This is a genomic window from Rhodoferax sp. GW821-FHT09E07, from assembly GCF_059416145.1.
Window position 1 is genome coordinate 146,187 of record NZ_JBWKOP010000004.1, and the last position, 25,164, is coordinate 171,350.

At 62.1% G+C, this 25,164-nt stretch carries 32 protein-coding genes; 17 read left to right on the forward strand and 15 right to left on the reverse strand.

Annotated features, from left to right (window positions below; all coding sequences use genetic code 11):
• Positions 1–9 precede the first annotated feature (9 nt).
• The 4 genes from AC07OE_RS08980 to AC07OE_RS08995 all read right to left on the reverse strand — a co-directional run bounded on the left by AC07OE_RS08980 (position 10) and on the right by AC07OE_RS08995 (position 1,975).
• Complete coding sequence (locus AC07OE_RS08980; RefSeq protein WP_495070226.1) at positions 10–618, reverse strand: hypothetical protein; 609 nt, start codon at positions 616–618, stop codon at positions 10–12.
• Between the two features lie 12 nt (positions 619–630).
• Positions 631–1,083 (reverse strand): DUF4864 domain-containing protein, encoded by a 453-nt coding sequence (locus AC07OE_RS08985; RefSeq protein ID WP_495070227.1) that lies wholly within the window; start codon positions 1,081–1,083, stop codon positions 631–633.
• A 44-nt stretch (positions 1,084–1,127) separates the two neighbouring features.
• The gene (locus tag AC07OE_RS08990) at positions 1,128–1,271 is read right to left on the reverse strand and encodes a hypothetical protein (RefSeq protein ID WP_495070228.1); all 144 of its coding nucleotides are present in this window, start codon (positions 1,269–1,271) and stop codon (positions 1,128–1,130) included.
• 131 nt (positions 1,272–1,402) lie between these two features.
• Positions 1,403–1,975, reverse strand: coding sequence for a glutathione peroxidase (locus AC07OE_RS08995; RefSeq protein WP_495070229.1), 573 nt, complete (start codon positions 1,973–1,975; stop codon positions 1,403–1,405).
• A gap of 172 nt (positions 1,976–2,147) precedes the next feature.
• Between AC07OE_RS08995 and AC07OE_RS09000 the strand changes: the two genes are divergently transcribed.
• Positions 2,148–2,648: a hypothetical protein gene (locus tag AC07OE_RS09000; RefSeq protein WP_495070230.1), complete on the forward strand. Its 501-nt coding sequence runs from the start codon at positions 2,148–2,150 to the stop codon at positions 2,646–2,648.
• 29 nt (positions 2,649–2,677) lie between these two features.
• Here AC07OE_RS09000 and AC07OE_RS09005 read toward each other — a convergent pair whose 3' ends face one another.
• Positions 2,678–3,841, reverse strand: a complete 1,164-nt coding sequence (locus AC07OE_RS09005) for an acyl-CoA dehydrogenase family protein (RefSeq protein ID WP_495070231.1) — start codon at positions 3,839–3,841, stop codon at positions 2,678–2,680.
• A 129-nt stretch (positions 3,842–3,970) separates the two neighbouring features.
• Between AC07OE_RS09005 and AC07OE_RS09010 the strand changes: the two genes are divergently transcribed.
• From AC07OE_RS09010 to AC07OE_RS09040, 7 genes are all read left to right on the forward strand, one after another.
• Entirely contained in the window at positions 3,971–5,176 is a 1,206-nt protein-coding gene (locus AC07OE_RS09010) for an acetyl-CoA C-acetyltransferase (protein WP_495070232.1), read from the forward strand.
• Between the two features lie 69 nt (positions 5,177–5,245).
• Entirely contained in the window at positions 5,246–7,405 is a 2,160-nt protein-coding gene (locus AC07OE_RS09015) for a 3-hydroxyacyl-CoA dehydrogenase NAD-binding domain-containing protein (protein WP_495070233.1), read from the forward strand.
• Positions 7,406–7,415: 10 nt separating this feature from the next.
• Positions 7,416–8,327, forward strand: coding sequence for an esterase/lipase family protein (locus AC07OE_RS09020; RefSeq protein WP_495070234.1), 912 nt, complete (start codon positions 7,416–7,418; stop codon positions 8,325–8,327).
• A complete protein-coding gene (locus AC07OE_RS09025) occupies positions 8,324–9,148 on the forward strand; it encodes a metal-dependent hydrolase (protein ID WP_495070235.1) in 825 nt (274 codons plus the stop codon). Before AC07OE_RS09020 ends, AC07OE_RS09025 begins: the two co-directional genes overlap by 4 nt.
• A gap of 9 nt (positions 9,149–9,157) precedes the next feature.
• The gene (locus tag AC07OE_RS09030; RefSeq protein ID WP_495070236.1) at positions 9,158–9,763 is read left to right on the forward strand and encodes a chromate transporter; all 606 of its coding nucleotides are present in this window, start codon (positions 9,158–9,160) and stop codon (positions 9,761–9,763) included.
• Positions 9,760–10,356, forward strand: a complete 597-nt coding sequence (locus AC07OE_RS09035) for a chromate transporter (protein ID WP_495070237.1) — start codon at positions 9,760–9,762, stop codon at positions 10,354–10,356. The genes AC07OE_RS09030 and AC07OE_RS09035 overlap by 4 nt, the downstream gene beginning before the upstream one ends.
• A 24-nt stretch (positions 10,357–10,380) precedes the next feature.
• Positions 10,381–10,752: a hypothetical protein gene (locus tag AC07OE_RS09040; RefSeq protein WP_495070238.1), complete on the forward strand. Its 372-nt coding sequence runs from the start codon at positions 10,381–10,383 to the stop codon at positions 10,750–10,752.
• 98 nt (positions 10,753–10,850) lie between these two features.
• Here AC07OE_RS09040 and AC07OE_RS09045 read toward each other — a convergent pair whose 3' ends face one another.
• The 3 genes from AC07OE_RS09045 to AC07OE_RS09055 form a co-directional block, all read right to left on the reverse strand.
• Positions 10,851–11,162 (reverse strand): hypothetical protein, encoded by a 312-nt coding sequence (locus tag AC07OE_RS09045; protein ID WP_495070239.1) that lies wholly within the window; start codon positions 11,160–11,162, stop codon positions 10,851–10,853.
• Positions 11,159–11,713: a hypothetical protein gene (locus tag AC07OE_RS09050; RefSeq protein WP_495070240.1), complete on the reverse strand. Its 555-nt coding sequence runs from the start codon at positions 11,711–11,713 to the stop codon at positions 11,159–11,161. The genes AC07OE_RS09045 and AC07OE_RS09050 overlap by 4 nt, the downstream gene beginning before the upstream one ends.
• A 262-nt stretch (positions 11,714–11,975) precedes the next feature.
• Positions 11,976–12,737 carry an SDR family oxidoreductase gene (locus tag AC07OE_RS09055; RefSeq protein ID WP_495070241.1) on the reverse strand — a complete coding sequence of 254 codons (762 nt, stop codon included), beginning with the start codon at positions 12,735–12,737 and terminating at the stop codon, positions 11,976–11,978.
• Between the two features lie 218 nt (positions 12,738–12,955).
• Between AC07OE_RS09055 and AC07OE_RS09060 the strand changes: the two genes are divergently transcribed.
• Positions 12,956–13,375, forward strand: a complete 420-nt coding sequence (locus tag AC07OE_RS09060) for an ester cyclase (RefSeq protein WP_495070242.1) — start codon at positions 12,956–12,958, stop codon at positions 13,373–13,375.
• Here AC07OE_RS09060 and AC07OE_RS09065 read toward each other — a convergent pair whose 3' ends face one another.
• From AC07OE_RS09065 to AC07OE_RS09080, 4 genes are all read right to left on the reverse strand, one after another.
• A complete protein-coding gene (locus AC07OE_RS09065) occupies positions 13,376–13,840 on the reverse strand; it encodes a MarR family winged helix-turn-helix transcriptional regulator (protein ID WP_495070243.1) in 465 nt (154 codons plus the stop codon).
• Positions 13,841–13,973: 133 nt separating this feature from the next.
• The gene (gene rlmB, locus AC07OE_RS09070; RefSeq protein WP_495070244.1) at positions 13,974–14,753 is read right to left on the reverse strand and encodes a 23S rRNA (guanosine(2251)-2'-O)-methyltransferase RlmB; all 780 of its coding nucleotides are present in this window, start codon (positions 14,751–14,753) and stop codon (positions 13,974–13,976) included.
• A 7-nt stretch (positions 14,754–14,760) separates the two neighbouring features.
• Positions 14,761–15,129, reverse strand: a complete 369-nt coding sequence (locus AC07OE_RS09075; RefSeq protein ID WP_495070245.1) for a 2OG-Fe(II) oxygenase family protein — start codon at positions 15,127–15,129, stop codon at positions 14,761–14,763.
• Positions 15,126–15,743 carry a TetR/AcrR family transcriptional regulator gene (locus AC07OE_RS09080; RefSeq protein WP_495070246.1) on the reverse strand — a complete coding sequence of 206 codons (618 nt, stop codon included), beginning with the start codon at positions 15,741–15,743 and terminating at the stop codon, positions 15,126–15,128. The genes AC07OE_RS09075 and AC07OE_RS09080 overlap by 4 nt, the downstream gene beginning before the upstream one ends.
• Positions 15,744–15,829: 86 nt before the next feature.
• On the opposite strand from AC07OE_RS09080, the gene AC07OE_RS09085 reads away from it, so the two are divergent.
• Together AC07OE_RS09085 and AC07OE_RS09090 are read left to right on the forward strand one after the other, a co-directional pair.
• Positions 15,830–16,258, forward strand: a complete 429-nt coding sequence (locus tag AC07OE_RS09085; RefSeq protein WP_495070247.1) for an LIC_13387 family protein — start codon at positions 15,830–15,832, stop codon at positions 16,256–16,258.
• Positions 16,255–16,650 (forward strand): DUF4345 domain-containing protein, encoded by a 396-nt coding sequence (locus tag AC07OE_RS09090; protein WP_495070248.1) that lies wholly within the window; start codon positions 16,255–16,257, stop codon positions 16,648–16,650. The genes AC07OE_RS09085 and AC07OE_RS09090 overlap by 4 nt, the downstream gene beginning before the upstream one ends.
• Here AC07OE_RS09090 and AC07OE_RS09095 read toward each other — a convergent pair.
• On the reverse strand, positions 16,627–17,832 hold the full coding sequence (locus AC07OE_RS09095; protein ID WP_495070249.1) for a DUF2325 domain-containing protein: 1,206 nt from the start codon (positions 17,830–17,832) through the stop codon (positions 16,627–16,629). The two genes, AC07OE_RS09090 and AC07OE_RS09095, sit on opposite strands and share 24 nt — an antisense overlap.
• 94 nt (positions 17,833–17,926) lie before the next feature.
• Positions 17,927–18,244: a hypothetical protein gene (locus tag AC07OE_RS09100; protein WP_495070250.1), complete on the reverse strand. Its 318-nt coding sequence runs from the start codon at positions 18,242–18,244 to the stop codon at positions 17,927–17,929.
• A gap of 183 nt (positions 18,245–18,427) precedes the next feature.
• On the opposite strand from AC07OE_RS09100, the gene bfr reads away from it, so the two are divergent.
• The 5 genes from bfr (at position 18,428) to AC07OE_RS09125 (ending at position 23,806) form a co-directional block, all read left to right on the forward strand.
• Positions 18,428–18,904, forward strand: a complete 477-nt coding sequence (bfr, locus tag AC07OE_RS09105; protein ID WP_495070251.1) for a bacterioferritin — start codon at positions 18,428–18,430, stop codon at positions 18,902–18,904.
• Positions 18,905–19,028: 124 nt separating this feature from the next.
• Positions 19,029–20,186 carry an imelysin family protein gene (locus AC07OE_RS09110; protein WP_495070252.1) on the forward strand — a complete coding sequence of 386 codons (1,158 nt, stop codon included), beginning with the start codon at positions 19,029–19,031 and terminating at the stop codon, positions 20,184–20,186.
• A complete protein-coding gene (locus AC07OE_RS09115; protein WP_495070253.1) occupies positions 20,186–21,628 on the forward strand; it encodes a di-heme oxidoreductase family protein in 1,443 nt (480 codons plus the stop codon). The genes AC07OE_RS09110 and AC07OE_RS09115 overlap by 1 nt, the downstream gene beginning before the upstream one ends.
• A 47-nt stretch (positions 21,629–21,675) precedes the next feature.
• Positions 21,676–22,701: an imelysin family protein gene (locus AC07OE_RS09120; protein WP_495070254.1), complete on the forward strand. Its 1,026-nt coding sequence runs from the start codon at positions 21,676–21,678 to the stop codon at positions 22,699–22,701.
• Positions 22,702–22,705: 4 nt separating this feature from the next.
• On the forward strand, positions 22,706–23,806 hold the full coding sequence (locus AC07OE_RS09125) for a DUF1513 domain-containing protein (protein ID WP_495070255.1): 1,101 nt from the start codon (positions 22,706–22,708) through the stop codon (positions 23,804–23,806).
• A gap of 46 nt (positions 23,807–23,852) precedes the next feature.
• Here the strand turns inward: AC07OE_RS09125 and AC07OE_RS09130 are convergent, their stop codons facing one another.
• Positions 23,853–24,674, reverse strand: a complete 822-nt coding sequence (locus AC07OE_RS09130; RefSeq protein WP_495070256.1) for a substrate-binding periplasmic protein — start codon at positions 24,672–24,674, stop codon at positions 23,853–23,855.
• A 188-nt stretch (positions 24,675–24,862) separates the two neighbouring features.
• Here AC07OE_RS09130 and AC07OE_RS09135 point away from each other — a divergent pair, with 188 nt between their 5' ends.
• The gene (locus tag AC07OE_RS09135; RefSeq protein ID WP_495070257.1) at positions 24,863–25,078 is read left to right on the forward strand and encodes a (2Fe-2S)-binding protein; all 216 of its coding nucleotides are present in this window, start codon (positions 24,863–24,865) and stop codon (positions 25,076–25,078) included.
• Positions 25,079–25,164 lie beyond the last annotated feature (86 nt).

The following is a 25,164-nucleotide window of genomic DNA, read 5'->3' on the forward strand; positions in this document are numbered from 1 at the left end:
AATATCCGATTAATACGGCAATTGGAATCCATTACGCCCCGCGCTGATGCGCAACGCAGTGGGCACGCCATCCACCATCTGGGCGGACAGCGAAACGCTGGCACCAGGCACCAGCAGGCTACGGTCACCGGGGCGGAAAGTGACAACGGGGGCCTCGGGCGGCACCACGATGGTCTTCTCTCCGTCTTTGTATTTCACCTGCAGGGTGCGACCGGACGCACTGGTCACCACTTGGTCCACCGTGGCGTTGGTCATGGTGCTTTGGGGTTGCAGGTCAAAGGGCCGGTGGCCCTCGCCCAGGCCGCGGGCGGCTTCTGGGAAAACGGTCACCGCAATCGCCCGCTGTGTGCCATCCGGCTGTGGCACAGCCGCCGTACCGATGAAGCTGCCGGGCTGGATATCCGACAACGCAATGGGGTACACCTCTGACACGGTCAAATCCTTGGACAACGCAAGCTCGATGACCTCACCATTGCGCTCCTCGAGTGTGAACGAGGTGGCCCCGGCCTGCTGCACCGTGCCACGCAGGCGCTGCGGCGGAGACGAAGTCTGCGCAACTACAGCACTGGCAGCGAAGCACAGCACTAGGTTGAAAAAACGGCGAGAAAGGATGCGCATGTGGAAGCTCCGTCAAACCATGGTACCCGTGGCAGGATTCACAGCGCACCCGGTAATGCGCCAGGACTTGTTTTTCTGCTTCTGCAACGTGTAAGTGGCAATCCAGGGTGTGCCATCGTCTTCGGTCAGCTGCACCTTGAGCATGGCCTCGCTCGCATCGCCCACGGGTTTCAGGAAAGTGGCGGAGGCTGGGCGGTAGACCACCTCATACTGGTTGCGAACCATATCCATGAAATGGGCCGCCGTGCCCATCAGGCGTCGGATGTTGGGGGCCGCATACGAGAAGGCCTTGTCTGCATCGTCCTGCGCAAAGGCATCAAGCTGGCTGCGCACGACGCTGAGGACCTGTTTTTCGTCCTTAGCACTCAGTGCCTGCGCTTGGACAGCCAAGGCTCCCAGTGCCAGCGCAAAGAAAAGCAGGCAATGCCGCAACACTTTGGAAAAAACAACCGGAGATTTAGCCATAAGGACCTCCCAGGAAAAGAACAGAAGTCAGTCCACCAGCAGCGTCAGTGGTCCAGTTTGGACGGACTGCTCAGGCTGGCCAGTGCGTCCATCCAGGCGGCTTGCTGGGCGCTGCACTTCATGTGGCGTTGCAACTCTCGCTGGAACACCGTCAGCCGCGGCGGGCGCGACTGGGTTGGCGGAGTCAAGGATTTGCTAGGCTGCCGTACATGTGTCATTGGCCTTCCCCACGAGTGTTGCGACCATATTAGCAAGTTGTGCCAAGGCTGGGGGGCTCCGGTGCCATTTTCAGCATGAATCCGACAGCGTGGCCACCACACTACTGCAAGGCACGCTCCAGCGCCGCAATGAGCTTAGGGCTTTGCGGCTCCACCTCGCTGGGGTAGGTGGCCACGACCCTGCCGCTGCGATCCAACAGGTACTTGTGAAAGTTCCACTGGGGCGTGCTACCGGTGGCCTTGGCCAGCTCCGCATACAGGGCATTTCTTTGCTTGCCGGTGACCACCGATTTGGAGAACATCGGAAATTTCACCCCGTAAGTGTTGAAGCAAAAGTCGGCGATCTCTTTGGAGGAACCCGGCTCCTGCTGGCCAAAGTCATTGGAAGGAAACCCCAGGACCACCAAGCCGCGTTTTTCGTACTTGGCGTATAGGGCTTCCAGGCCCTGGTATTGGCTGGTGAATCCGCAGTAGCTGGCGGTGTTGACCACCAACACGACCTTGCCAGCGTATTGGCACAGGTTCTGCGGGCTGTCGTCCTGCAAGCGCGGAAACTGGTGCTGCAGCAAGGCCGGGCAGGCAGGGGCTGATTGGGGCGTCGTCTGCGCCTGCACCGCCAGAGGCAGGCAACTCAGGATACAGACGCAAAGAATTGTTAAAAAACTGGCGCGCATGGGGTGTGCCTCACTTGAACGATTACCACTCTAGCGGGGTTGTTCGTACCACGTCGGGCGCAGGGGTTTGGCTGGTGCAATGCCGCATTCACCGCTTGCAATACTTACATTTTCAAACGTATGCTGTGACAGCACAGGGCCAGAATCGCCGGACGTCTTTGGAGAATACGCGATGAAAAAACAGCTTTTGACTGCGGTGCTTGCCACCAGCTTTTTGGCCCTGAGCCTGCCTGCCCAATCTGCGGGTGGTTCCCATGGTGGCGGTGGGGGCGGAGGCTCTCACGGCGGAGGCAGCAGCAACGGTGGCGGCTTGAGCGAGTCGCATGCGGCCGAGCCCAAAGAGGCGAAAGAAGCTAAAGAGGCCAAGACTGAGCATGTGGCTCGCACAGAGAAGACGCCGGCACAACAACTGACGCAGAACAAGAAACTCGCAGACAACCTCAGCAAGCTTCTGCCGCCCGGCACGGACCTGCAAGCGGCCTCGGAAGGATTCAAGAATCTGGGCCAGTTTGTCGCCGCGGTCCATGTCAGCAAAAACCTCGGCATTCCCTTTGCCGACCTCAAAACCAAAATGATGGACGGAGCCAGTCTGGGCGGCGCCATCAAGGCCCTGCGCCCCGATGCGGATGCGGACGCAGAAACCAGAAAGGCCCAAAGGCAGGCCAGAGCCTGAGGGCAACCGAGTTGCGCTAAAGGGTCGGCCTATTTGGCCCCCAGCCCCATGGACCGCGTGATCACCTCTTTCATGATCTCGTTGGTGCCGCCGTAGATGCGTTGCACGCGTGCATCCGCGTAGGCGCGAGTGATGGGGTATTCCCACATGTAGCCGTAGCCGCCAAACAGCTGCACACATTCGTCCATCACCTTGCACTGCAGGTCGGTGGTCCAGTACTTGGCCATGCTGGCGGTAGCGGTGTCCAGCTTGTCCACGTTCACGAGTTCGCAGCATTTATCGACAAACACACGCGCCACCTGCACCTGGGTCTGCAGCTCGGCGAGGGTGAATCGGGTGTTCTGGAAGCTGGCGACCGGTTGGCCAAACACCTTGCGTTCTTTCACATAGTCCACGGTCCAGTCAATAGCTGCCTGGGCCGCGGCCACCGCAGTGATGGAAATCTGCAGCCGCTCCCAGGGCAGTTGCTCCATCAGGCAGATGAAGCCCTTGTTCTCATACGCCTTGCCGCCCAGTAGGTTGTCGGCTGGCACGCGCACGTTGTCAAAGAACAGCTCGGATGTGTCCTGCGCCTTCATGCCCAGCTTCTTGAGGCGCTGGCCCACGCTGAAGCCCGGCATGCCGCGCTCCACCAGCAGCAGGCTGGTGCCCTTGCCGCCCGCAGCCGGGTTGGTCTTGGCGACCACGACCACCAGGTCCGCATGCCAGCCGTTGGTGATGAAGGTCTTGCTGCCGTTGAGCAGGTAGCTGCCATCTGGTTGCTGGATAGCGGTTGCCTTGATGCCCTGCAGGTCCGAGCCCGCAGCGGGCTCGCTCATGGCAATGGCGCCCACCATCTCTCCGCTGGCCAGTTTGGGCAGGTACTTGGCTTTCTGTTCGGGCGTGCCGTAGTGCAGGATGTACGGCGCCACGATCTCACTGTGCAGGCTGAAGCCAATGCCCGTGAAGCCGCCGCGCGCCAGTTCCTCCATCTGGATGACCGAGTACAGCTTGTCCGCCTGGGAGCCGCCATATTCCTCGGGCATGGTCATGCAGAGAAAGCCGTTCTCGCCAGCCTTGTTCCACACGGCGCGGTCCACATAGCCCTGCTCTTCCCATTCGGCGTGGAAGGGCGCAATCTCTTTCTCCATGAAGCGGCGAAAGCTGTCGCGGAAAGACTCGTGGTCGGGGGAAAACAGGGTGCGTTCAATCATGGGGTTTCCTCGGGTCATGTGACATTATTTTTACAAAGCATTTGCTTGGTAAAAAGAATATACTGCAATTCAGTCCAGAACGACAGGCCTTGCCCTGCCCTGCGCCCGAACAACCCGAGGAGACACCCCATGAGCGAAGCATTTGTGTTTGACGCCATCCGCACCCCGCGCGGCAAGGGCAAGAAAGACGGCAGCCTGCACGAGGTCAAACCCGTCACGCTCTTGGCCGGTCTGCTGACCGACCTGCAGCAGCGCCACGGCTTTGATACCTCGCGCGTGGATGACGTAGTGATGGGTGTGGTGTCCCCCGTGGGCGACCAGGGCGCCGTGATTCCCAAGGTGGCCGCGCTCAAAGCGGGCTGGGACTTCCAGGCGGCCGGCGTGCAGATCAACCGCTTCTGCGCCTCCGGCCTGGAGGCCGTGAACATGGCGGCGCAAAAGGTGCGCTCCGGCTGGGAAGACTTGGTGGTGGCCGGTGGCGTGGAGAGCATGAGCCGCGTGCCGATAGGCTCCGACGGTGGCGCCTGGGCCATGGACCCCGAAACCAATTCGCAAACCCTGTTTGTGCCCCAAGGCATTGGTGCGGACCTGATCGCCACGCTGGAAGGCTTCACCCGCGCCGATGTGGACGCCTACGCGCTCGAATCACAACGCCGCGCCACCAAGGCGCAGGCGGCGGGCTACTTTGATGCGTCCGTACGGCCCGTGAAGGACGCTCTGGGCCAGACCATTCTGGCGCGCGACGAATTCATCAAACCCGGCACCACGCTGGAAGGCCTGGCCGGGCTCAAACCCGCGTTTGCCGACATGGGCGGCATGGGCTTTGATGCCGTGGCGCTGACCCGTTACCCGCAGGTGGAGCGCATCCACCATGTGCACCACGCGGGCAACTCCTCGGGCATTGTGGACGGCGCCGCAGCCGTGCTGGTGGGCAACGAGGCCGCGGCCAAGGCGCACAACCTCACACCGCGCGCCCGCATTGTGGCCACGGCGCTCAGCGGTGCCGACCCCACCATCATGCTCACCGGCCCCATGCCCGCCACGCGCAAGGCGCTGGCCAAGGCAGGCCTCAGCGTGGATGACATTGACCTGTTTGAAGTGAACGAGGCCTTTGCCGCGGTGGTGATGCGCTTCATGAAAGAGATGAAGGTGCCGCACGACAAGGTGAACGTGAACGGCGGCGCCATCGCCATGGGCCACCCGCTGGGTGCCACGGGCGCCATGATTCTGGGCACGCTGATTGATGAGCTGCACCGCCGCAAGCTGCGCTACGGCCTGGCCACGCTGTGCGTGGGCGGCGGCATGGGCATTGCGACCATTGTCGAGCGACTTTGAAACCTTTTAGGCCTCCAGCCCCCGTATCCATTGCGCAAGCAGCTCCTCAATTCATAGCAGGAACCTTCCATGAAAACCATCCGCTATTCCCTGGACAACGGTATCGCCACCATCACCTTTGACGAACCAGACTCCCCCGTCAACACCATGTGCCTGCAGTGGCAGGAAGACATGGACGCCGTGGCCGCCCGCGTGCTGCAGGACAAGGACAGCATCACCGGTATCTTGCTGGCGTCGGCAAAAACCACCTTCTTCGCTGGGGCCGACCTCAAGGCCGCCATGCGCCTGACCCCGGCGGACGCGCCGCGCATCTTTGAAGAAATCGAGCGCGTCAAAAAGAACTTCCGCACCATCGAGACCCTGGGCAAGCCCGTGGTCAGCCTGCTCAACGGCACGGCGCTGGGCGGCGGCTGGGAGGTGGCGCTGGTGGGCCATTACCGCATTGCCGTGGACGACAAGAAGACCCAGTTTGGCCTGCCTGAGGTGACGCTGGGCCTGCTGCCCGGCGCCAGCGGCGTGACCAAGATGACGCGCCACCTGGGCCTGATGGGCGCGCAGCCCTACCTGGTGGAGGGCAAGACCTTCAGCCCCAGCCAGGCCAAGAGCCTGGGCCTGGTGCATGAGCTGGTGGCGTCCGGCCCCGACGCGGCGGCAGAAATGAAGACGAAGGCCCTGGCCTGGATTGCCGCCAACCCCAACGCCCAACACCCCTGGGAAGCCAAGGGCTACAAGGTGCCCGGCGGCCTGCCCAGCAACCCGGCCGTGGCGCAGATGCTGCCGGTGGCGCCGGCCGTCATCAAGAAGCAGACGCGCGGCCTCTACCCCGCGCCCGAGGCCATCATCGCCTGCATGGTGGAAGGCCTGCAGGTCGATATAGAGACCGCGCTGCGCATCGAGAGCCGGTACCTGGCCAAGCTCATGTCCGGCCCGCAGGCCAAGGCCATGATCAACACCTTCTTCTTCAACCTCAACGCCATCAAGAGCGGCCAGAGCCGCCCGGCCGGCGTGCCACGCTTCAAGCCCGCCAAGGTGGGCCTGCTGGGCGCGGGCATGATGGGCGCGGGCATTGCCTACAGCCAGGCGAGCAAAGGCATTGCCACGGTGCTGAAGGACTTGAGCCAGGAGAAGGCCGACCTGGGCAAGAGCTACAGCGCCAAAATCACCCAGGGCCGCGTGGACAAGGGCCGCATGAAGCCCGAGGCGCAACAGGCCATCCTCGACCTGATCCACCCCACCGGCAGCACGGCCGACCTGCAGGGCTGCGACCTCATCATCGAAGCCGTGTTCGAGAACCGCGAGCTGAAAGCCCGCGTGACGCAAGAGGCCGAGCCCCTGCTGGCGCCCGGCGGCTTCTTCGCTTCCAACACCTCCACCCTGCCCATCACCGGCCTGGCCACGGCCAGCCGCGACGCCAGCAAGTTCATCGGCATCCACTTCTTCAGCCCGGTGGACAAGATGAAGCTGGTGGAAATCATCAAGGGCAAACAGACGGATGACGAAACCGTGGCCCGCGCCTACGACTATGTGCAGGCCCTGGGCAAGTTCCCCATCGTGGTGAACGACTCGCGCGGCTTCTTCACCAGCCGCGTATTCGGCACCTTTGTGATGGAAGGCGCGGCCATGCTGGGCGAAGGCATTCCCGCTGCCGCCATCGAGAACGCCGGCATCCAGTGCGGCATGCCCGTGGGCCCGCTGGCCGTGCTGGACGAAACGACGCTCACGCTGAGCATGCATGTGATGGAGCAGACCCGCAAAGACTTTGAGGCCGAGGGCAAGACCTATGTGGCCACACCGGGCGAACTGGTGGTGGAGCAGATGGTGCGCAAACATGAGCGCCCCGGACGCGCTGGCGGCGCGGGCTTCTATGAGTACCCCACCGAGAAAGGCGCCAAGAAGTTTCTGTGGCCTGACCTCAAAGGGCTGTTTGAGAAGCCGGATGCGCCATGGACCATCACCGACCTGAAAGACCGCCTGCTCTACCGCCAGGCGGTGGAGACCGCGCGCTGCCTGAGCGAAAACGTGCTGACCAGCGTGCACGACGCCAACATTGGCTCCATCTTCGGCATCGGCTTTCCGGCCTGGACCGGTGGCGCCATGCAGTTCATTTATGGCATGGGTATAGAGGCGTTTGAGGCACGGGCCGCCGAACTGGCCGCGCAGTATGGCTCGGGCTTTGCGCTGAGCGATGATGTGAAAGCCGCCATCCGCCGTCACCAACCTCAGTACTGACCCCACGTCCATGCTCGCCCGCCTGCTACGCCGCATTCTGTTCACCCAAATGGCGCTGGGCGCCCTGTTGGGTTGGGCAGCGTCGCGGTCGTATGGCGGGGCGGTGTGGCTGCTTCTGGGGGCTATCGCCCTGCCCTGCGCCACGCTGGTGGGGGTGAACCTGGTGTCGGCCCTAAAGTCCCGCGCGGCGGGTGAGCCTGCGGCGCACTGGTGGAGTGCCTGGTTGGGTGAGACGGTGGCCGAGTTCCAGACCTTTGTGCTGCGCCAGCCCTGGACCGTGCAAGCCCCTGCCGTACTGCCCGCCACGGGCGGCACGCCCCAGCTGCCTGTGGTGCTGGTGCATGGTTACCTGTGCAACCACCGGCTGTGGGACCCCGTGGCCACGCAGCTGCGCGCCCAGGGCCACGCAATGTTGGCGGTGAATCTGGAGCCAGTGTTTACCTCCATCGATGACTACGCCCCCATCGTGGAGGCCGCGGTACAGGCGTTGCGCCAGCATGCGGGCACAGACCAGGTGCTGCTGGTGGGCCACAGCATGGGCGGCCTGGCCATCCGTGCCTGGATGCGCGCCCACGGTACGGCCCGGGTGGCGCGCGTTATCACGCTGGGCACACCGCACGCGGGCACGCAGATCGATGCGCACCCGCGCACCCCCAATGGCCGGCAGATGGACTGGAACAGCGCCTGGTTGCAGGACTTGGCCGCCTCCGAATCCGCAGAGCTGCGCGGCCTGCTGCGCATTGCCATTACCCCGCAAGACAACATCGTCTACCCCCAGCGCGCACAGACCCTGCCCGGCATCACGCCCACGGTGTTTGACGGCGTGGGCCATGTGCAGCTGTGCACCGACGCGACCGTGATCCAATGGCTGCTGGCCCAGCTGCACGGCCTGCACCCTTCTTCACCCGGAGCCTCCGCATGACCCACCTCGTGGTTCGCAAACTGCTGATTGACCTGAGCACGCCCTTTGCCGTGCGCTGGAACGGGGGCGACGCCTTTCGTTCGGCCTTTTTCAACGCGCTGTCCATGAGCTTTCCGCTGGGTGAGCAGTACTTCATGGACTCGGTGCGCGCCGGCCTGAAGACCCTGCCCGAGGACCAGCGTGCGCGCTTTGCGGCCGAGGTGCAGGGCTTTGTGGGCCAAGAGGCCACACACCGCCGCATCCACGCGCTGTTCAATGGGCATCTGGAACAGCAGGGTTTTGACAACGCGCTGGAGCGCCGCGCCGCCAAACGCCTGCAAGCCAATGCGCACCGCGATGTGCGCATCCACGTGGCCGCCACCGCGGCCACCGAACACCTGACCGCCATCTTTGCCGACTGGATGCTGGCCCACCCCGAGGCACTGGCGGGCAGCGAGGACCGCCTGAAAACCCTGTGGCTGTGGCACAGCGCCGAAGAGTCCGAACACTGCAGCACCGCGTTTGATATGTACCAGGCCATAGGCGGCAACCACGAGTGGCGCCTGCGCCTGTTTCGCTACATCACCATGACCTTCTTTGCCGATGTAACGCGCCAAACCATCCGCAACCTTTGGCACGACGGCGCGTTGTTCCGCTGGGGCACCTGGCGCAGCGCAGGACGGTTCCTGTTTGGCAAGGCGGGCATCATCTCCAGCAACCGGGCGCTGTGGCGCGCCTACCTGCGCGAAGATTTTCACCCCCGCCAGCAGGACACCACTCGGTCGCAACAGTGGCTGCGCGACAATAGCGACCAGTTCACTGTGGTGGGGCAGCCCGCCTGAATCGCCTGCATGTCGCCCAGCACACCCGCCTCCACGCACCGCCCCGCCCCGCGCTCCAAAACGGACCTGTTCATCTCCTTCTCGCTGCTGGCCCTACAGGGCTTTGGTGGCGTGCTGGCCATTGCCCAGCGCGAACTGGTGGAGCGCAAGAAATGGCTCACCGCCGAAGAGTTTGTGGAGGACTGGGCCGTGGCGCAGATCCTTCCCGGGCCGAATGTGGTGAACCTCTCGCTGATGCTGGGTGACCGCTACTTTGGCTGGCGCGGCGCCATTGCGGGCGTAGCCGGCATGCTGTGCGTTCCACTGGTCTTGGTGCTGGTCATGGCCGCAGCCTTTGCCGGCGTGGCCGATAACCCGCAGGCCCAGGGCGCACTACGTGGCATGGGAGCGGTGGCCGCCGGACTCATCATCGCCGCCGGGCTGCGCCTGGTACCTGCGCTCAAAAGCAATGTCATGGGTCTGGCGGCCTGCATGGGGCTGATGGCCGCAACCTTTGTGGCCGTGGCCCTGCTGCGCGTGCCACTGGCTTGGGTGCTGCTGGGCTTAGGCGGTCTGGGCGGCCTGTGGGCCTATGTCTGCCTGGGCAAGCGGGCCGACAAGAAGGAGGCCCCATGAGCATCACCATGCACGCCAGCCAGTGGCTGGAACTGCTGCTGCACTTTGGCACGCTCTCGCTGCTGGCGGTGGGCGGCGCCATTACTACCGCGCCCGACATGCAGCGCTTTCTGGTGGTGCAACAAGCCTGGCTGGACGACGAGCAGTTCAGCAACAGCATAGCGCTCGCCCAGGCCGCGCCGGGCCCCAACATCCTGTTTGTGCCCCTGCTGGGCTGGAACATTGGTCTCAACGCAGGTGGCGGCCTGGGTGCAGGCTGGCACGGCATAGCCCTGGCGCTGCTGGGCGTGTTGATATCGATGGTCGGCATCATGCTGCCCAGCTCCCTACTCACCTTCACCGCAGCGCGCTGGGGCCACCGCAACCGCGAGTTGCGCGCCGTACGTGCCTTCAAACAAGGCATGGCCCCGCTGGTGATCGCCCTGCTAGTCGCCACCGGCTGGATTTTGGCCGCCAACCACAAAGCCGACGCCCACCACCTGGCCCTCTGGGCCGTTACCGCCGTCAGCACCTACCTTGTATGGAAGACCCGCCTCCATATTCTGTGGATGCTGGGCGCCGGGGCGATTGCGGGATGGATGGGCTGGATCTAGAGGAAAGAAGCGCCGGCTACCCGCATGAACGCCGAGACCTACGTCAATCCAGTCTTTCTGGGGCTAAACGTCGTCGCCATGATTGCGCTTTGGGCACTCCGAATAAAACTGCCTTCCGGGAATCGCCGTCTATCAATCGCTAGACAACAATTTACCAGCGTGCGAATGGATAGCGGTGATCCCAAATACTCATTTGCCGGAAATGAAGCGCAAGTTGTGCGCGAACTTAGGGACAGCAGTCACGGTGAAAGCACAAGCTATGTGCTGACCATCCATGCCATCAACAGCCACGGCGAGTATTTTGTTTTCAGGTCTGATGGTGACAAACACAGCATCAAACACCTTGAGCAGTCGCTGGCCCGGGCCGTTCTGAAGGACGACTATCGGTCCCCGTGAATTGGTTTAGAGCAGCGCCCCCGCATCTGCACCATCCGTCAAGAGTCGACCCGATTCTCACGGATTGCAGCGCACTTGCGCTGCCTAGAAAAATCTCTTTAAAAGCGGTGTCGAGAAGCTCCTGAAACGTCAGGGGCAATGTCACCAACGTATTTAGCCAGCAGAACAAAACCCGCCGCCAAGAAGGATGTTGAGAAACCCATGTAAGTCAAGTCATACCCAATCAGCGTCAGGAGCAAAGCCACTCCGGAAACAAGCAAAAACTGCACGATAGCGGCATACCTTCCATACAGTTTTCTTGAAACAAAAAATACCATAAGTGATGAGAGTATTGCTGGAGGTATGAATGCAATTGCAAAGGCAACTTCTCGATATTGTTTAAGAAGGCCAAATTCGCTCAACCATTTCAAAAATAAATTGTTGAGATAAATGTATAAAACAAAAGAAAAAATATTAAAACAGGAGCAAAAAATATTGCAGCCAGTGGTTTGATTAAGGATGAGTCTATCGACTGAATGAATTTCGGCCTCTGTTGAAGATTTGATTTCAACCAATCCGCCTGAATGCACAAAAATACAAGAGCCAGAGGCAGACAGAGAAGCAGCATCATCAGATTGAAGTCGTTGTTGGATACTTCAGACAGATGAGAAATTTGCAGAATCGTAATAAGCAAAAGAATGGGGGCAGTTTTTAAGGATTTCTGATAGATATTAAATCTTCTCTGAAATACGAATGCAGCCAACTGAATGATGGATAGTAAAAACGTCAAAACACCTACGGTGGCGGATAAAAACAAATCATATGAAAATAAATGATTTCCATTGAACGTAAATCTAGCCAGCACACTAACCATTAGAGCAATGCCAAATAACTGTAGCGTCGCTCCGAAGAAAATCAGAGTGGAAAATAATATTCCGGTCCATTTAAGTTTCATTGCCTTTGCACGCGCCAGAAGCGTCAATCGTTCCTACTGCAATTTTGAAGGTCACTCAAGGCATTGCCTATCCCCCGTTCGAGTGAATTTAAAAGCGGGAACCACGCGGTGTGAAAATACGATTTGACCACTCAAAAGCAGCCATTCGCGGGCGTGCGCTTCTGGCCCGAAGCAGCCTGGTAAATATGTGATCGCAACATCGAAATTCCGGTAGCCATCAAATAGTGCTCACGGAATTCCGCAGGAGATGGTCAGTCAGACCGGAATACGCGCCACTCCAGCTTCATACTCATATGGAAGTCAGGCCACCATCCACCGTGTGCGCATGGCCAGTCACAAAGCTGGCCGCGTCCGAGCTGAGCCATAGCACCGCGGCCGCAACCTCGTCCGCCTCACCAATACGGCCGATGGGATGCGCCCCCGCCACCGTGGTGGCCACCTTGGGATCGGCCTGCACCGCGCGCTCGAACATGACGGTGCGGATAACACCCGGGCACACAGCATTCACGCGGATACCCTTTCGCCCGTACTCCACGGCAACCGATTTGGTGAGACCGATAACCGCGTGCTTGCTTGCGCTGTAGGCAGACATTTTGGGTGCACCGACCAGGCCCGCCACGGAGGCAGTGTTCACGATGGCACCGCCGCCCTGCTTCAGCATCTGTGCTACCTGGTACTTCATGCACAACCAGACGCCCTTGACGTTGACACCCATGATGCGGTCGAAGGTGGCTTCCTCGCAGTCGGCCAGGCGCATGTGTTCTTCCTCAATGCCCGCGTTGTTGAACGCACAATCCAGCCGTCCAAAATGCGCGACCACTTGCGCCACCATGGCCTCTACCTGGACGGCTTGCGTCACATCTGCCTGGATAAAGATGGCCTCCAGGCCCAACGCCTGGACCTGAGCGGCGGTTTCCTGCCCCGCTTGCACATCCCGGTCGGTCACTGCCACTTTGGCACCTGCATTGGCAAAGGCCAATGCGCTGGCCCTGCCAATGCCGCCACCGCCGCCCGTGACCAACACCACCTTGTTGTCAAACCGCATGTTCATCATGTTCCCTTGCAGAAAAGAAGATGCATCTTAGGTGCGCGTCGCGATGCTGCGGCGTGTTGGCGTAACGCGGGTGACAGCGAACATTGCGAATGTTTTCGCTGTCCGCCAGGGCTGGCAGTGCTCCACAACCCAAGACCGTACGCATTCATATATACAGTTCGGCTGTATATAATTCACAAATTTGAGATCTGAACAGCAATGAAGGATTACGCGCCATGGACACAACACTGGAAGACATGAAGGCAGCGGTCCGCCGCTTCAATGTGGAAGTCATTGAACAAGGAAGCCGCGCCGCATTTGAGGCGCTGATGGACCCAGAGTTCATCAACCGCTCTGCACCAGAAGGTGCACCTGCTGGCCCGGAAAGCATGTGGAACACGTTTGAGAATGTCTTGCGACCGGCCTTGGCAAATTTGCAGGTGCGCATCCTTGATCAACTGGCGGAAGCCGACAAGGTCACCACGCGCAAGACGATCTCTGGCGTTCACTCGGGCACATTCTTTGGTGTGGCTCCCACGGGCCGCACGGTCTCTATCGACGTGATCGATATCGTTCGCTTGCGAGAGGGGCGCTACCTGGAGCACTGGGGCGCGAACAACCTTGCCGGCGTGGTGGCTGCGCTCCGGGCTGGCTGATCACTCCCCAGCCGCGTCTTTGCCCGCAATCTTTCGCAAAACCGGAATGGCCGAACGAAGAATCTCCCGTTCGGAATCCGCAAGCTTGGTATCCAAAATGTCGGCAAGCCATTGCGAACGGGCATCCCGTGCAGACTCCAATACCGACTGCCCTGATGCGGTCAGGGTGACCAGTTGACTGCGCGCGTCGCGGGGGTCGGGCTCTCGTGACACGAGCCCTGCGGCCTCAAGGCCGGCGATGACCAGCCGCATGCTCTGATGTTTGACCCCGCGCATCTCTGCAAGTGCCGCGACACTGATGGGGCCCCTGCGATCCAGATATACCAAGGTCTCGCTCTGCGCAGAAGTGGGCTCGTCCACCTGCGCCCTGACATGGCGCACAAAGTCACTGACCGCATGGCGCAAAGCTTCCGCCATCTCCTGCAGTTCGACGCGGCTTGCGGAAGTCTTCTTGGTCTTGGTCACGCAAACTCCTCGCAGCCAACTACAGCCATGCCTGGGTGCAGAACACCCAGATAAAATTGGCTGTAGCCCCCGTCAATATTGCGCTGGAAGCTCCTGATTTTGTAGCAATCACCACCGCACCCCGAGATCCCATTTACTTCGAGGCAGCAGTGCGCTGGCGCAGCGCCTCGTACAGACACACGCCACTGGCCACCGACACATTCAGGCTTTCCACCGCGCCCTGCATGGGGATGCTGACGAGCTGGTCGCAGGTCTTGGCGGTGAGCTGGCGCATGCCATCGCCCTCCGCACCCAGCACTAGGGCCACGGGGCCTTTGAGGTCGGCCTGGTAGAGGTTGCTGGTCGCCTGGTCGCTGGTGCCAATGATCCAGATGTTGCGTTCCTTGAGCTCATTGAGCGTGCGCGCCAGGTTGGTCACCATGAAATACGGCACGGTCTCAGCCGCACCGCTGGCCACCTTGGCCACAGTGGCGTTGATACCCGCTGCGTGGTCTTTCGGGGCGATGACGCAATGCGCGCCTGCGCCATCGGCCACGCGCAAACAGGCACCCAGGTTGTGCGGGTCGGTCACACCGTCCAGCACCAGGATGAGCGGGTTGGTGCGTTCAGCCGGCGGCAGATTGGCATTGGAGGCTTCCAGGTTTTCGAGCAGCTCGTCCAGTGAATGGACCTGCTTGATCTCTTGCACTCGGGCGGCCACGCCCTGGTGGCCATGGCTGCCAGCAATCTTGGCCAAGCGCATGCCATCAGCCTCGACCAGGCGAATACCGGCCTCGGCCACTTTCTCCAGGAACTGGCGCATCCGCGCGTCGCGGCGCGTGGGCTCGTAGAAGATTTCGATGATGGATTTGGGGGCGGTCTTCAGGCGCACGCCCACGGCGTGAAAGCCGAATAGCACTTTGGGGGATGACATGCCCCGATTATCGGGCCTGCGCCTTCAGCACCCAGCCCAACGACAGCACGTAGCGGCTGCCGCCCACCACACGGGTCACGCTGTGTTCACAGGCATCGGGCCGAAACAGCTTGATGCGGCGGCTGGCGTAAATCGGCGTGGCGCAGACAAATTCACCACCCGAGCGCGGCGACTTGAGCACGATATTGAGGCGGTAGTGGCGCCCGGCCTGCACCGGGTCGGTGTGCGGCGGGATCTCCGAACCCTCGGGGTAGCGGATCAGGTAGCTGTCAAACGGCAGCGGCCAGCGCGCGGTGAGCAGCAGCATCTTGTCGTAGCCCGTGCCCTGGCGGCCACGCTGCCAGCGGAAGGCGGTTTGCAAGTAATGCTTGATCATGCCGTGGCTCCCATTGCACCCAAGGCCCGCACCGCCAGTTGCCGCGCCAGCCCTTCGGGCGGCCCCACCGCAATCGGCAACCCTTCCAGCGCGCCATCGATCAGCAGGTTGCTCAGCCCGTGGGCCAGGCTCCAACCGGTCAGCGCGAGTTCGGGGCCCCGCTGTGGATCGTGTGCGCTGGCGGCGGCCAGCACCACACCAAAGGCGCGTTCGGCCGCCACCTTGAAATTGGGGTAGTCCTGCTTGCGCGCGAGCAGCGGGCCAAACATGAGGCGGAACTGGGCCGGCCGCGCCAACGCGCAGGCCACATAGGCATCGTTGATTTTGAGCATGCGCTCGGCCGTGTCGGGCTCGGTGGCGGCCTGCTCCAACGCCTGGGCCAGCAGGCCAAACGCGCGCTCGGCCACGGCAGCCAGCAAGTCATTTAGGCTGGCGAAGTGGTGGTACGGCGCGGCGTGGGACACGCCCGCAGCCTTGGCCACATCGCGCAGCGTGAGGCCCTGGGCCCCGCGCTCGGCCAACACCGTATCAGCGGCAACCAGCAGGGTTTCACGCAGGTTGCCATGGTGGTAGGGCTTGGGGGGTGGTTTTGGGGTCTTCTTGGCGGGAGGCATGGCTCGATCTTGACATGCGAAAGATATACGTGCAACATCGCGCAAATCTTTCTCTTGTAAAGATAAATTTTAAAAAGGCCCCCGCCATGCAGCTCGCCGCCCTGCTCTTTGCCTCCGGCGCCACTGTGGTGGGACTGCTGGGGAGCGTTCACCTGCTCTACACCTTCCATGGCAGCAAGTTGCACCCGCGCGACGCAGCCACCGCACTGGCCATGCAGGCCACACACCCGGTGCTGACGCGCGAGACCACGGTATGGCTAGCGGTGAAGGGCTTTAACGCCAGCCACAGCCTGGGCGCCATGCTGTTTGGGCTGGTGTATGGCTACCTGGCTACGCAACACATAGCGCTGTTGCAGCAGTCGGTGTTCTTGCAGGCGCTGGGCATGGGCACGCTGCTGGCCTACCTGGCGCTGGCGCGGCGCTACTGGTTCAGTATTCCGCGGCGTGGCATTGCGCTGGCCTGCGTACTGTTTGCGGCAGGCCTGCTGGCCACGTGGACACAGGTGCAACCATGAGCCTACGCCAATTGCAAGTCACAACAGCCCTGCTGGGCGCGGTGCCCGTGCTCACCGGCCTGATCAGCATGATGGGATTGAGCGACCCGCTGTACGCAAAGCTGGCCCTGCCACGCGATGCGACGCTGGACAGCAATATGCGCTTTCTGGGCGGCGTATGGCTGGGCCTGGGCCTCTGTGTGTGGTGGCTGGTGCCGCGCATCGCGAGCCAGACCGCGCTGTTCCGTGCGGTCTGGCTGATGATTTTTTTGGGCGGTGTGGGACGGTTGGTCTCGTTGCTGGCGGTGGGCGTGCCGCTGCTGCCGTTTGTGGGCTTTACGGTACTGGAGATCGTGGGGGCGCCGGTGTTTGTCTGGTGGCAAAGCAGGCTACGGAACCACCCCCTCGGATAGCGCCAACCCGCGTTCCAAAGACGACGCACTCGGGTTCTCCACGAACACACAACGCTTGCCGGTGCGCTTGCAAAAATCCTTCACGCGCCAGTAAGCGTTGTGGCTGATGCAACCCGTCTGGCAAATCACCAAGTCTGCGGCCGCCAGATTGGCGTCCAGCACCGAGGCGTTGTCTTCTACACCCCCATCGTGGTGGGCAAAGCGGCCGCCCACGCGCTCGACCACATCACGGTAGTTGGCAATGTTGCCGCTGCGCCCGCCCACACACAGCACCATCTTTTGGTGCAGTTGTATCGGCATGGCCTGCACACGGGCTAGCGCCCCTTCCTCCGGGATGGCGGCAGCTTCACGCGGCACGGCAGCCTTCTCCGCCATCGCGAGCTTGCGTCGCAGCTCCGCGTTTTGCTCCTCCAGTTCGGTCTGGCGCTGGGCCATTTGGTCCACACGCCGCTGCAGACGTTGCTTGTCTTCCAGATCGGGAATGGACGCCTGCAGGGCTCCCAGATCTTGCGACAGGAAACTGATGCGGCTGTCTTTGGTGATGGCATCCGCCCGGGCTTGCAGCAGTTCGCCCTGCAGACGCTCAATGTCGGCCGTCTTCTGCGCCATCACCCGCGTGATGCGCTCCTGCACTTTGCCCAGCTCGCGCGTCAGCACGGCATTTTCTTCCGCCAGCGCGTTGAAGCGCGCCATCTCCAGCCGCACGCCTGCGCCTGCCTGGTGCTGGAACATGTGCAAATCCCTGCACATGGCTTCCTGCAGCGCCATGTCGCAACGCGGATGCGTCAGGGCGGCCCAAAAGGCACCTGCCACATCACCCGCCTTGAGCGACTTGATCCAGAGATCGGCCACGGCCAGCGGGCTCTTGGCGGTCTTGAACCAGAGAATCTCGCGTGCGTAGCGGATGTCCAGCTCTGCCTGCATCAGCTCGGACAGCTTGGAGCGTCGCGCGCATTCGGACACTGCGCCGGCATGCACCTCGTAGTCGTTGGCCACGGCACTGCCGCCCAGAGCCTTGTTGACCAGCCGACGCAGCACGTCGATGGGCAAGCTCACCCCAACCAAGGGGCAATGGCACTGATGCCCCAGGTCCCACAGGCGTTTGCGCCGAGACCCCTGGGGGGGAGCCGCGGCGGTCTCGTGGTGGCAAAAGCTACCATGGCTGTGTGCACTGGCAGACATGGACGGACCTCCAAATGCTATCTTTTCAATAGCTGCTTGCGCATGGTTGACGGGGGCTACAGGCATCATTTCATCCAAATGGCTGGTATGTTGTTCACTGCACCACCTGCGGACTGCTGTGCCACAGGCCGCGCTCTGCGCTGGGCAACGGGGCTTGCACGTTGCCCTGGCTATGGTCCAACCAACGGCCGCGCAAGGACCACAGCAAGGTCTTGAAACCGGGCGACAGCATGGGGTCTTCGGCCAAGGCCGTGAGGTTGGAAACGATCTTGACCACCATCGCCTCTCGGTGTGCGCCACAGCAGGCTTGCACGTGGCCAGTCATCAGCGCCAGCGTGCCAGCCAGCAAGGCTTCGGCACAGGGCATGGTGTATTCCTCCGTGGTGTGGGGTGTGACAGGGGTGCTTGGCATGGCGTCTCCTTGGGTCCTTGTGGGGTGCTGCGTGCATTTCGCATTGATTTCAGTATATGCGAATCATTCTCATTTGCAAAACCATTTGGATTCCATGGAATTTATCTCCACGCCTTCAGCGCAAGACGTTGGATTGCCCCGCTGCGCTGGCCATAATGGCGGTTTGATTCAAAGGAGTTCCCCATGAAAGGCGACGCACAAGTCATTGGCCATTTGCAGGCCCAACTGAAGAACGAACTCACCGCCATCAACCAGTATTTCCTGCACTACCGCATGTACAAGCACTGGGGTTTGGAGAAGCTCGCCAAGAAGGAATATTCCGAGTCGATTGGCGAAATGAAGCACGCCGACATGCTGATGGATCGCATCTTCATGCTCGACGGCCTGCCCAACCTGCAGGACATGGCCAAGATACTGGTGGGTGAAGATGTCCCGGAGTGCCTGACCTGCGACCTGAAGGCGGAAGTCGGCGCGCAAGCCTCCATCAAAGCCGGCATTGCCCATTGCGAATCGGTGCGCGACTACGTGTCCCGCGACCTGCTGCAAAAGATCCTGGACGACACCGAAGAACATATCGACTTCCTGGAAACCCAGATCGATCTGATCGGCAAAGTAGGCCTGCAGAACTACCTGCAAAGCCAGATGGGCGAGTTGTCCTAAGTCCCAAGTCGCGTCCTCTCTCTCACCACACAGCCAGCATTCGCTGGCTTTTTTTGCATCACAAATGAGAACGATTTGCATTATTATGTGGGCCACGATCACTTTGCACTATTGAAAGGCTTTCATGCACAAGCGTCAGTTCCTCCAGGCCAGCCTGCTCAGCGCCGCCATGTTGTTGGGCGTGTCCGCCCAGGCCCAGACCACCGAGCCCAAGGCTGTGGTGCAGCATTACGCCACCCTGGTGTTCGCCAACTACAGTGATGTGCTGACCAGCGCACAAGCCCTGCAAAAGGCCATCAACGCCTTTGCGGCTTCGCCTTCCGCGCAAGGCTTGGAAGACGCGAGAAAAGCCTGGCTGGCCGCGCGCGAGTTTTATGGCCAGACCGAGGCCTTCCGCTTCTACAGCGGCCCCATTGACGACGACAAGGGCCCCGAAGGCCGCCTGAATTCCTGGCCACTGGACGAGTCCTACATTGACCGCGTGGTGGGCAAGCCCGCGTCAGGCATCGTCAACAACCCCAAGATCAAGATCAACAAGGCCACACTGACCAAGCTGAACGAACGCGGTGGCGAAGAGAACATCGCAGCTGGATGGCACGCCATCGAATTCCTGCTGTGGGGCCAGGACGTGAGCGAAACCGGCCCCGGTGACCGCTCGTTTGAAGACTATGTGAACGGCAAGGCCCCCAACGCCGACCGCCGTCGCGCCTACCTCACCACCGTCACAGAACTGTTGATTGACGACCTGAGCTACCTGGTCAAAGCCTGGCAACCGGGCGCCAAAAACTACCGTGCCAAATTTGAGCAAGGCGGCATCCAGTCCGTGCGCAAGATGATCGTGGGCATGGGCTCGTTGTCGCGCGGCGAACTGGCCGGCGAGCGACTGGAAGTGGCCATGAATACGCAGGACAAGGAAGACGAACACTCCTGCTTCTCGGACAACACCCACCGCGACGTGGTGGCGAATGCCCAGGGCATTCAGAACGTCTGGCTGGGCAGCTACACGCGCCTGGACGGCAGCACGCTGCTCGGTCCTTCGATCAAGGACTTGGTAGCAGCGAAAGACGCCGCACTGGCCGACAAGGTGAGCCAGCAAATCGCCCAAAGCGTGGCCAATGCCAACGCCATCCAGGCTCCGTTTGACCGCGAAATTGTGGGCGACAAGAATGCTCCGGGCCGCATCCGCGTGCAAAAAACCATCGACAGTCTGGTGCAACAGTCCAAAGACATCACCGAAGCCGCCGCGGCACTGGGCATCACCAAACTGGCACAGACCAAGTGATGCGGGCCCGTGAGAAAGTTGGCCTGGCGCTGACAGCTGCGGGCGCCTTGGCCGCACTGGCATGGCCACTCTGGGGCCACACCGATGCCGATCTCTCCGGCGCGGTTCAGGGTGAGCTCACCGCCGGCGAGGCCACGGCCTTTGCGACCGGGCGCAACGCCTTTTCAATGCCCCTTCCCACGCTGGACGACAACGAGCGTGCACGCTTCGCCGTGGGCAATTCCTTCTTCCGTCGCAATTGGGTGGAGGCGCCCGCCTCCACCACGGCGCGTGATGGCCTGGGGCCACACTTCATCGCCCGCTCCTGCGGCGGTTGCCACGTGCAAGACGGCCGCGGTGCCCCACCCGACTTCCGCAAAGGCCTGAGCGAGCCGCCGGTGGCGCTGCTCATACGCCTGTCCATCCCCGGCGTGGGAGCGCACGGCGGTGTGGTGTCTGACCCGGTGTATGGCGACCAGCTCAACAACGCCGCCATCCAGGGCGTGCAGCCCGAAGGCCAAGTGCGCATCCGCTACCAGAACTTGCAAGGCAAGTTTGCCGACGGCACGGCCTACACCCTGCGCAAACCGATCTACAGCCTGACCAACCTGGCCTATGGCCCACTGGCGGCTGGCGCCATGCTCAGCCCACGCATCGCACCGCAGATGGCCGGCGTGGGGCTGCTGGAAGCCATTCCCGAATCCGAGATCCTGGCCAACGCTGCCGCGCAGGCCGGTGCACCAGGCCCAGTGAAAGGCCAACCCAACCATGTGTGGGACGACTTTGCCCAGAGCATGCGCGTGGGCCGTTTTGGCTGGAAAGCCAACCAGGCCAGCATTGCAAGCCAGACGGCCGGCGCGTTTCTGGGCGACATGGGCATCACCTCCACCCAGCACCCCGACGAGGCCTGCACCCCCGCGCAGAAAGACTGCCTGGCCGCACCACGCGGCGCCCAGGGCAAAGCGCCCGAAATTGATGACCGCACGCTGTCGGACGTGATCTTCTACGAGTCCACACTGGCACCCGCTGCGCGGCGCAATGTGAACGACGTGAACGTGCAGCGCGGCCAGGCCCTGTTTGCCCAAGCCCAATGCAGCGCCTGCCACCGCCCCAGCTACACCACGGGGGAGACGCCGTTCCCGCGCCTGTCCAGCCCCAAAGTGCAAGGGCTCAAGATCTGGCCTTACACCGACCTGCTGCTGCACGACATGGGTCCGGACCTGGCCGATGGACGCCCCGACTTTGCCGCCAACGGCCGGCAATGGAAAACCCCGCCGCTGTGGGGCGTGGGCCTGGTGCACGACGTGAACGGCCACCGCCGCCTGTTGCATGACGGGCGCGCCAACGGCGTGCTCGAAGCCATCCTCTGGCACGGTGGCGAAGCGCAGCATGCCAAACAGCGCGTGCTGCAGCTCAACGCCCGAGACCGTCAGGCACTGGTGGCCTTTGTGGAGTCCCTGTGAAACGACGTGCCCTTCTCGCCTGTATACCTTTGGGCTTGCTAGCCCCCATGGATATTGCGCGAGCAGCTCCTAAAAGCGTAGCAGATCAAACCTCGTTTGACCTTTTCGCAGGTACGTCCGCCAGCACCGGCCCCTTTCTGTCGGCGCGCCAGCGGGTGCTGGCACTGCTGCAGGACCACTACATCTCCGTAGCCGAAGCCCTGCAGCAAAGCGCCACGGCGCTGCACGCATCGCTGGCCACCCCGGTCACGCACTGGCAAGCGCAGCAACCGCTGTGGGTGCAGACCATGCTGCACTGGGAGCGTCTGGCGGCCGTGGCCGTGGGCCCGCTGCTGGAACGGCGCGCTGCGCGCTTCATCGACTTCTGGCCCACTCGCCCGGCGCAGATCCAGCGCCAGCTGGATGCCAATGCAGCCACCCCACTGACGCAAGAGCAGATTGAATCCGTGGGCAGCGCCGCCCGCGGACTGCCCGCGCTGGAGTGGATCTTCTGGCGCGTGCCCGCCAACCCATCCAACCAGCACTACGCCCGGCTGCTGGCACAGCATGTGCTCAACGAATGCACCGTCCTGCTGGACGGCTACCGCGCCATGGCTGCGGCACCGCGCAGCGAGGAAGAAGCCAGCACGCTGTATGGCGAATGGTATGGCCAGGCCGTGGGTGGATTGGACCAACTGCGCATCAAGAAAATGGTGCCCGATACGCGGGGCAAGGAAGTGTCTGTGTGGGTACGCGGCGTCAGCGGGCAAACCACGGCTGCCTGGCAGGCCCAGCTTCAGGGCGTGCAGGCCTTTTTGGTCGGATCCGCCGCCGCACAGGCCGCCCGACCCGACTGGCCCGTAGCCGGCAGCTTGCAAGGCCTGCTGCTGGGCAACGACACACCCCAGCCCAGCCGCCAACTGCAACGCCTGATGCTCGCCGCCCTGCGCAGCGGTGCGCATGCGCGGCCCGACAACACCGCATCGCTGCGCACAGCGCAGCAGGCGCTGGCCCAGCTCTCGCAGTTCCTCAGCGGCCTGGCTGACACTGTGCTGCACATCAGCATGGGATTTACCGACGCCGATGGTGACTGAGCCCTTGCACCACCAACCCACACGCCGCAGCCTGCTGGCCCAGGCGGCTTTGCTGGGTCTGGGTGCCACAGCCTGGGACAGCCAGGCCGCCCCGGCAGCGCAGCCCCGCGTGCTCACGGCGTGGATGCGCGGTGAGCAGTCCTGGGCCGGCGTGTGGACGCCTGGCCAAGCGCCACGCGGCATCGCCCTGCCCGCGCGCGCGCACCAGTTGCTGCGGGTACCCGGTGACCGCAGCGCTGCGCAGCAGGCGCTAGTGCTGGCACGCCGTCCCGGCGAATACCTGATGCGCATGGACGTGCAGCATGGCCGGGCCCTGCAGTGGCACACCATGGAAGACGACCGCTACCTGGGCGGCCATGCCGCGCTGTCCGCCAGCGGCAAAACATTTTTCACCACCGAGACCGATGCTGAAAGCGGCCAGGGCCTGATTGCCGAGCGCGATCTGCAGAGCCTGGAAAAGCTGCGTGAATTTCACAGTGGCGGCATTGGCCCCCATGCCCTGCTGCTGGAGCCTGCCGGCACACTGCTGGTGGCCAATGGCGGCATCCTGAACCTGCCCGAAACCGGGCGACGCAAGCTCAACGTGGGCCGCATGGAGCCCAACCTCACGCGGCTGGATGCAACCACGGGCGCAGTGCTGGCGCAGTACCGGCTGGCGGACTCCTTTCTGAGCCTGCGCCACCTGGCCATGGCCCCCAATGGCACGGTGGCGGTGGCCGTGCAGGCCGAACATGCAGATCCCGCAGCGCGTACCCAAGCCCCGGCGCTGGCGCTGCTGGAAGGCGAGCAACTGCGCTCCGTCCCCTGGGATGCAGCCACCGGAGCACCTGTGGTTTGGGATGGCTATGCGGGCGACGTCTGCTACGCGGCTGACCGCTTCTGGGTCAGCGCGCCCCATGCGGGGTGGTTGGTGTCTTGGACCCACCAAGGCCGCGACCTGCAAAGGCAGGCACTGCCCGGCGCAGGGGCACTGGCCACCGACGCAGGACGTTGGGTGGTCGGCGGGGACCAGGCTGCCCTGTTGTACCGCGGCAGCGCACCCCAGCCGCAGCGCTACAGCCTGCACACGCCGTGGGACAACCACGCCACATTGCTACATTTTTAGTAGCTGCACGCGCAATGACAACGGGGGCCAAAGCCCCATTTCATTCTCAACGGTTTGAAGCCGCCGGCTTGGACGCGGGCAGGAGTTTGAACTCCGCCATGGCCTCCCTGCGGTATTGCTCCAGCAAGCCTTCGGCCTTCATTTTTCTCAGCGTGGCTTCAATCTGCGGCAGCAAAGCCGCATGTTTGCGCTGCAGATAAAAGTACAGCGGCAACGGCTCACCGATGCTGATTACCTTGAGTGGTGGTGGCAGGCCGCTTAACTCCGGGCTACTGGCGTCCGACAGCACGGCCAAGTCAATGCCGCAGTGAAGTTCGTTGCGCCCGTGGTGCAAGAGATTCAGGGCATTGATGGTGGTAGTGACATCCACGACACGGCTGGCGGGCAACAGGGTTTGCAGCAGCCGCTCGCATTCCACCACCCCGCGCGTAAAGTTCACCGACCAGCCGGTGTCTGCCAATTGGTCCAGCCGCTGCAAGGAGTACTTGGGATTGACCGCCCACAGCGCGAATCCGATGGAAAGGATCTGCTCATCCGCTCTCACCAAGCCTGGCTGGCTTTCGGCGAAGGCCAGCGGGCGCGCGAGGTCACCATCGATGCGGTCCGATGCCAGTTCCATGCTGAGACGCGCAGAAGGTGTGGTGCGAATTTCCAGCGGAACGCCCAGCCGGCTGAACAACTCCTGGTAGGTGCGGCGCAACAGGCGGCCCACATAACTGTTGTCAGGGCGTGAGGTTCCCAGGACCAGCCCGGTCTGCGCCTGGGCGTGTGCGGCGCTGGCAGCGATCAGCAGGACACATCCGGCCAACGAGGCCCCCAGCCAACGCCCGCCTTCGCCCCACGTCCCCCTTATAGCGGGCGGCTTCATGGTGACTCCAATGACATACAACGACTGTGCGCAGTATCACCCACTCCCACAGGCAATGGGGCCAGCTTGCCGTGGCCGATTTCACAGAAGCAAGAAAAAAAGTGACATATTTCTTTACACTGAATACAAATGCGATGGATTCTCATTTAGAATTCAACCATCGAAATTCAGCAACTGAGTGATTCACCATGATTGTTTGCGTGTGCCGCCGCGTGACAGAAAAAGAGATTGCTCTGCACGCCAGCGAGGGAAAAGGGTTTGACGACATCCAGTTTGAACTGGGCGTTGCCTCCCAGTGCGGACGCTGCGAAGACTGCGCCCGCGAGGTCATCGACCAGTGCCACGCCCAAGCCAGCTTGGCAACGCAGGCATGGATGCCTGTGACCTTGTCCATGCACCGGTAAGCAGTTTCTTTTTTTGACCGCAGACAGGAACGCTTCTTGTTTGCATCTTGTTAATTTTCCAGCAAGCCACATCAGGCCGCCTTCTT

Excerpts from the sequence above, each read along its gene's own strand:
- AC07OE_RS08980 (WP_495070226.1), bottom strand. The coding sequence starts at position 618 with ATGCGCATCCTTTCTCGCCGTTTTTTCAACCTAGTGCTGTGCTTCGCT.
- AC07OE_RS08985 (WP_495070227.1), bottom strand. The coding sequence starts at position 1,083 with ATGGCTAAATCTCCGGTTGTTTTTTCCAAAGTGTTGCGGCATTGCCTG.
- AC07OE_RS08995 (WP_495070229.1), bottom strand. The coding sequence starts at position 1,975 with ATGCGCGCCAGTTTTTTAACAATTCTTTGCGTCTGTATCCTGAGTTGC.
- AC07OE_RS09000 (WP_495070230.1), top strand. The coding sequence starts at position 2,148 with ATGAAAAAACAGCTTTTGACTGCGGTGCTTGCCACCAGCTTTTTGGCC.
- AC07OE_RS09005 (WP_495070231.1), bottom strand. The coding sequence starts at position 3,841 with ATGATTGAACGCACCCTGTTTTCCCCCGACCACGAGTCTTTCCGCGAC.
- AC07OE_RS09010 (WP_495070232.1), top strand. The coding sequence starts at position 3,971 with ATGAGCGAAGCATTTGTGTTTGACGCCATCCGCACCCCGCGCGGCAAG.
- AC07OE_RS09015 (WP_495070233.1), top strand. The coding sequence starts at position 5,246 with ATGAAAACCATCCGCTATTCCCTGGACAACGGTATCGCCACCATCACC.
- AC07OE_RS09020 (WP_495070234.1), top strand. The coding sequence starts at position 7,416 with ATGCTCGCCCGCCTGCTACGCCGCATTCTGTTCACCCAAATGGCGCTG.
- AC07OE_RS09025 (WP_495070235.1), top strand. The coding sequence starts at position 8,324 with ATGACCCACCTCGTGGTTCGCAAACTGCTGATTGACCTGAGCACGCCC.
- AC07OE_RS09030 (WP_495070236.1), top strand. The coding sequence starts at position 9,158 with ATGTCGCCCAGCACACCCGCCTCCACGCACCGCCCCGCCCCGCGCTCC.
- AC07OE_RS09035 (WP_495070237.1), top strand. The coding sequence starts at position 9,760 with ATGAGCATCACCATGCACGCCAGCCAGTGGCTGGAACTGCTGCTGCAC.
- AC07OE_RS09040 (WP_495070238.1), top strand. The coding sequence starts at position 10,381 with ATGAACGCCGAGACCTACGTCAATCCAGTCTTTCTGGGGCTAAACGTC.
- AC07OE_RS09055 (WP_495070241.1), bottom strand. The coding sequence starts at position 12,737 with ATGAACATGCGGTTTGACAACAAGGTGGTGTTGGTCACGGGCGGCGGT.
- AC07OE_RS09060 (WP_495070242.1), top strand. The coding sequence starts at position 12,956 with ATGGACACAACACTGGAAGACATGAAGGCAGCGGTCCGCCGCTTCAAT.
- rlmB (WP_495070244.1), bottom strand. The coding sequence starts at position 14,753 with ATGTCATCCCCCAAAGTGCTATTCGGCTTTCACGCCGTGGGCGTGCGC.
- AC07OE_RS09075 (WP_495070245.1), bottom strand. The coding sequence starts at position 15,129 with ATGATCAAGCATTACTTGCAAACCGCCTTCCGCTGGCAGCGTGGCCGC.
- AC07OE_RS09080 (WP_495070246.1), bottom strand. The coding sequence starts at position 15,743 with ATGCCTCCCGCCAAGAAGACCCCAAAACCACCCCCCAAGCCCTACCAC.
- AC07OE_RS09085 (WP_495070247.1), top strand. The coding sequence starts at position 15,830 with ATGCAGCTCGCCGCCCTGCTCTTTGCCTCCGGCGCCACTGTGGTGGGA.
- AC07OE_RS09090 (WP_495070248.1), top strand. The coding sequence starts at position 16,255 with ATGAGCCTACGCCAATTGCAAGTCACAACAGCCCTGCTGGGCGCGGTG.
- AC07OE_RS09095 (WP_495070249.1), bottom strand. The coding sequence starts at position 17,832 with ATGTCTGCCAGTGCACACAGCCATGGTAGCTTTTGCCACCACGAGACC.
- AC07OE_RS09100 (WP_495070250.1), bottom strand. The coding sequence starts at position 18,244 with ATGCCAAGCACCCCTGTCACACCCCACACCACGGAGGAATACACCATG.
- bfr (WP_495070251.1), top strand. The coding sequence starts at position 18,428 with ATGAAAGGCGACGCACAAGTCATTGGCCATTTGCAGGCCCAACTGAAG.
- AC07OE_RS09110 (WP_495070252.1), top strand. The coding sequence starts at position 19,029 with ATGCACAAGCGTCAGTTCCTCCAGGCCAGCCTGCTCAGCGCCGCCATG.
- AC07OE_RS09115 (WP_495070253.1), top strand. The coding sequence starts at position 20,186 with ATGCGGGCCCGTGAGAAAGTTGGCCTGGCGCTGACAGCTGCGGGCGCC.
- AC07OE_RS09120 (WP_495070254.1), top strand. The coding sequence starts at position 21,676 with ATGGATATTGCGCGAGCAGCTCCTAAAAGCGTAGCAGATCAAACCTCG.
- AC07OE_RS09130 (WP_495070256.1), bottom strand. The coding sequence starts at position 24,674 with ATGAAGCCGCCCGCTATAAGGGGGACGTGGGGCGAAGGCGGGCGTTGG.
- AC07OE_RS09135 (WP_495070257.1), top strand. The coding sequence starts at position 24,863 with ATGATTGTTTGCGTGTGCCGCCGCGTGACAGAAAAAGAGATTGCTCTG.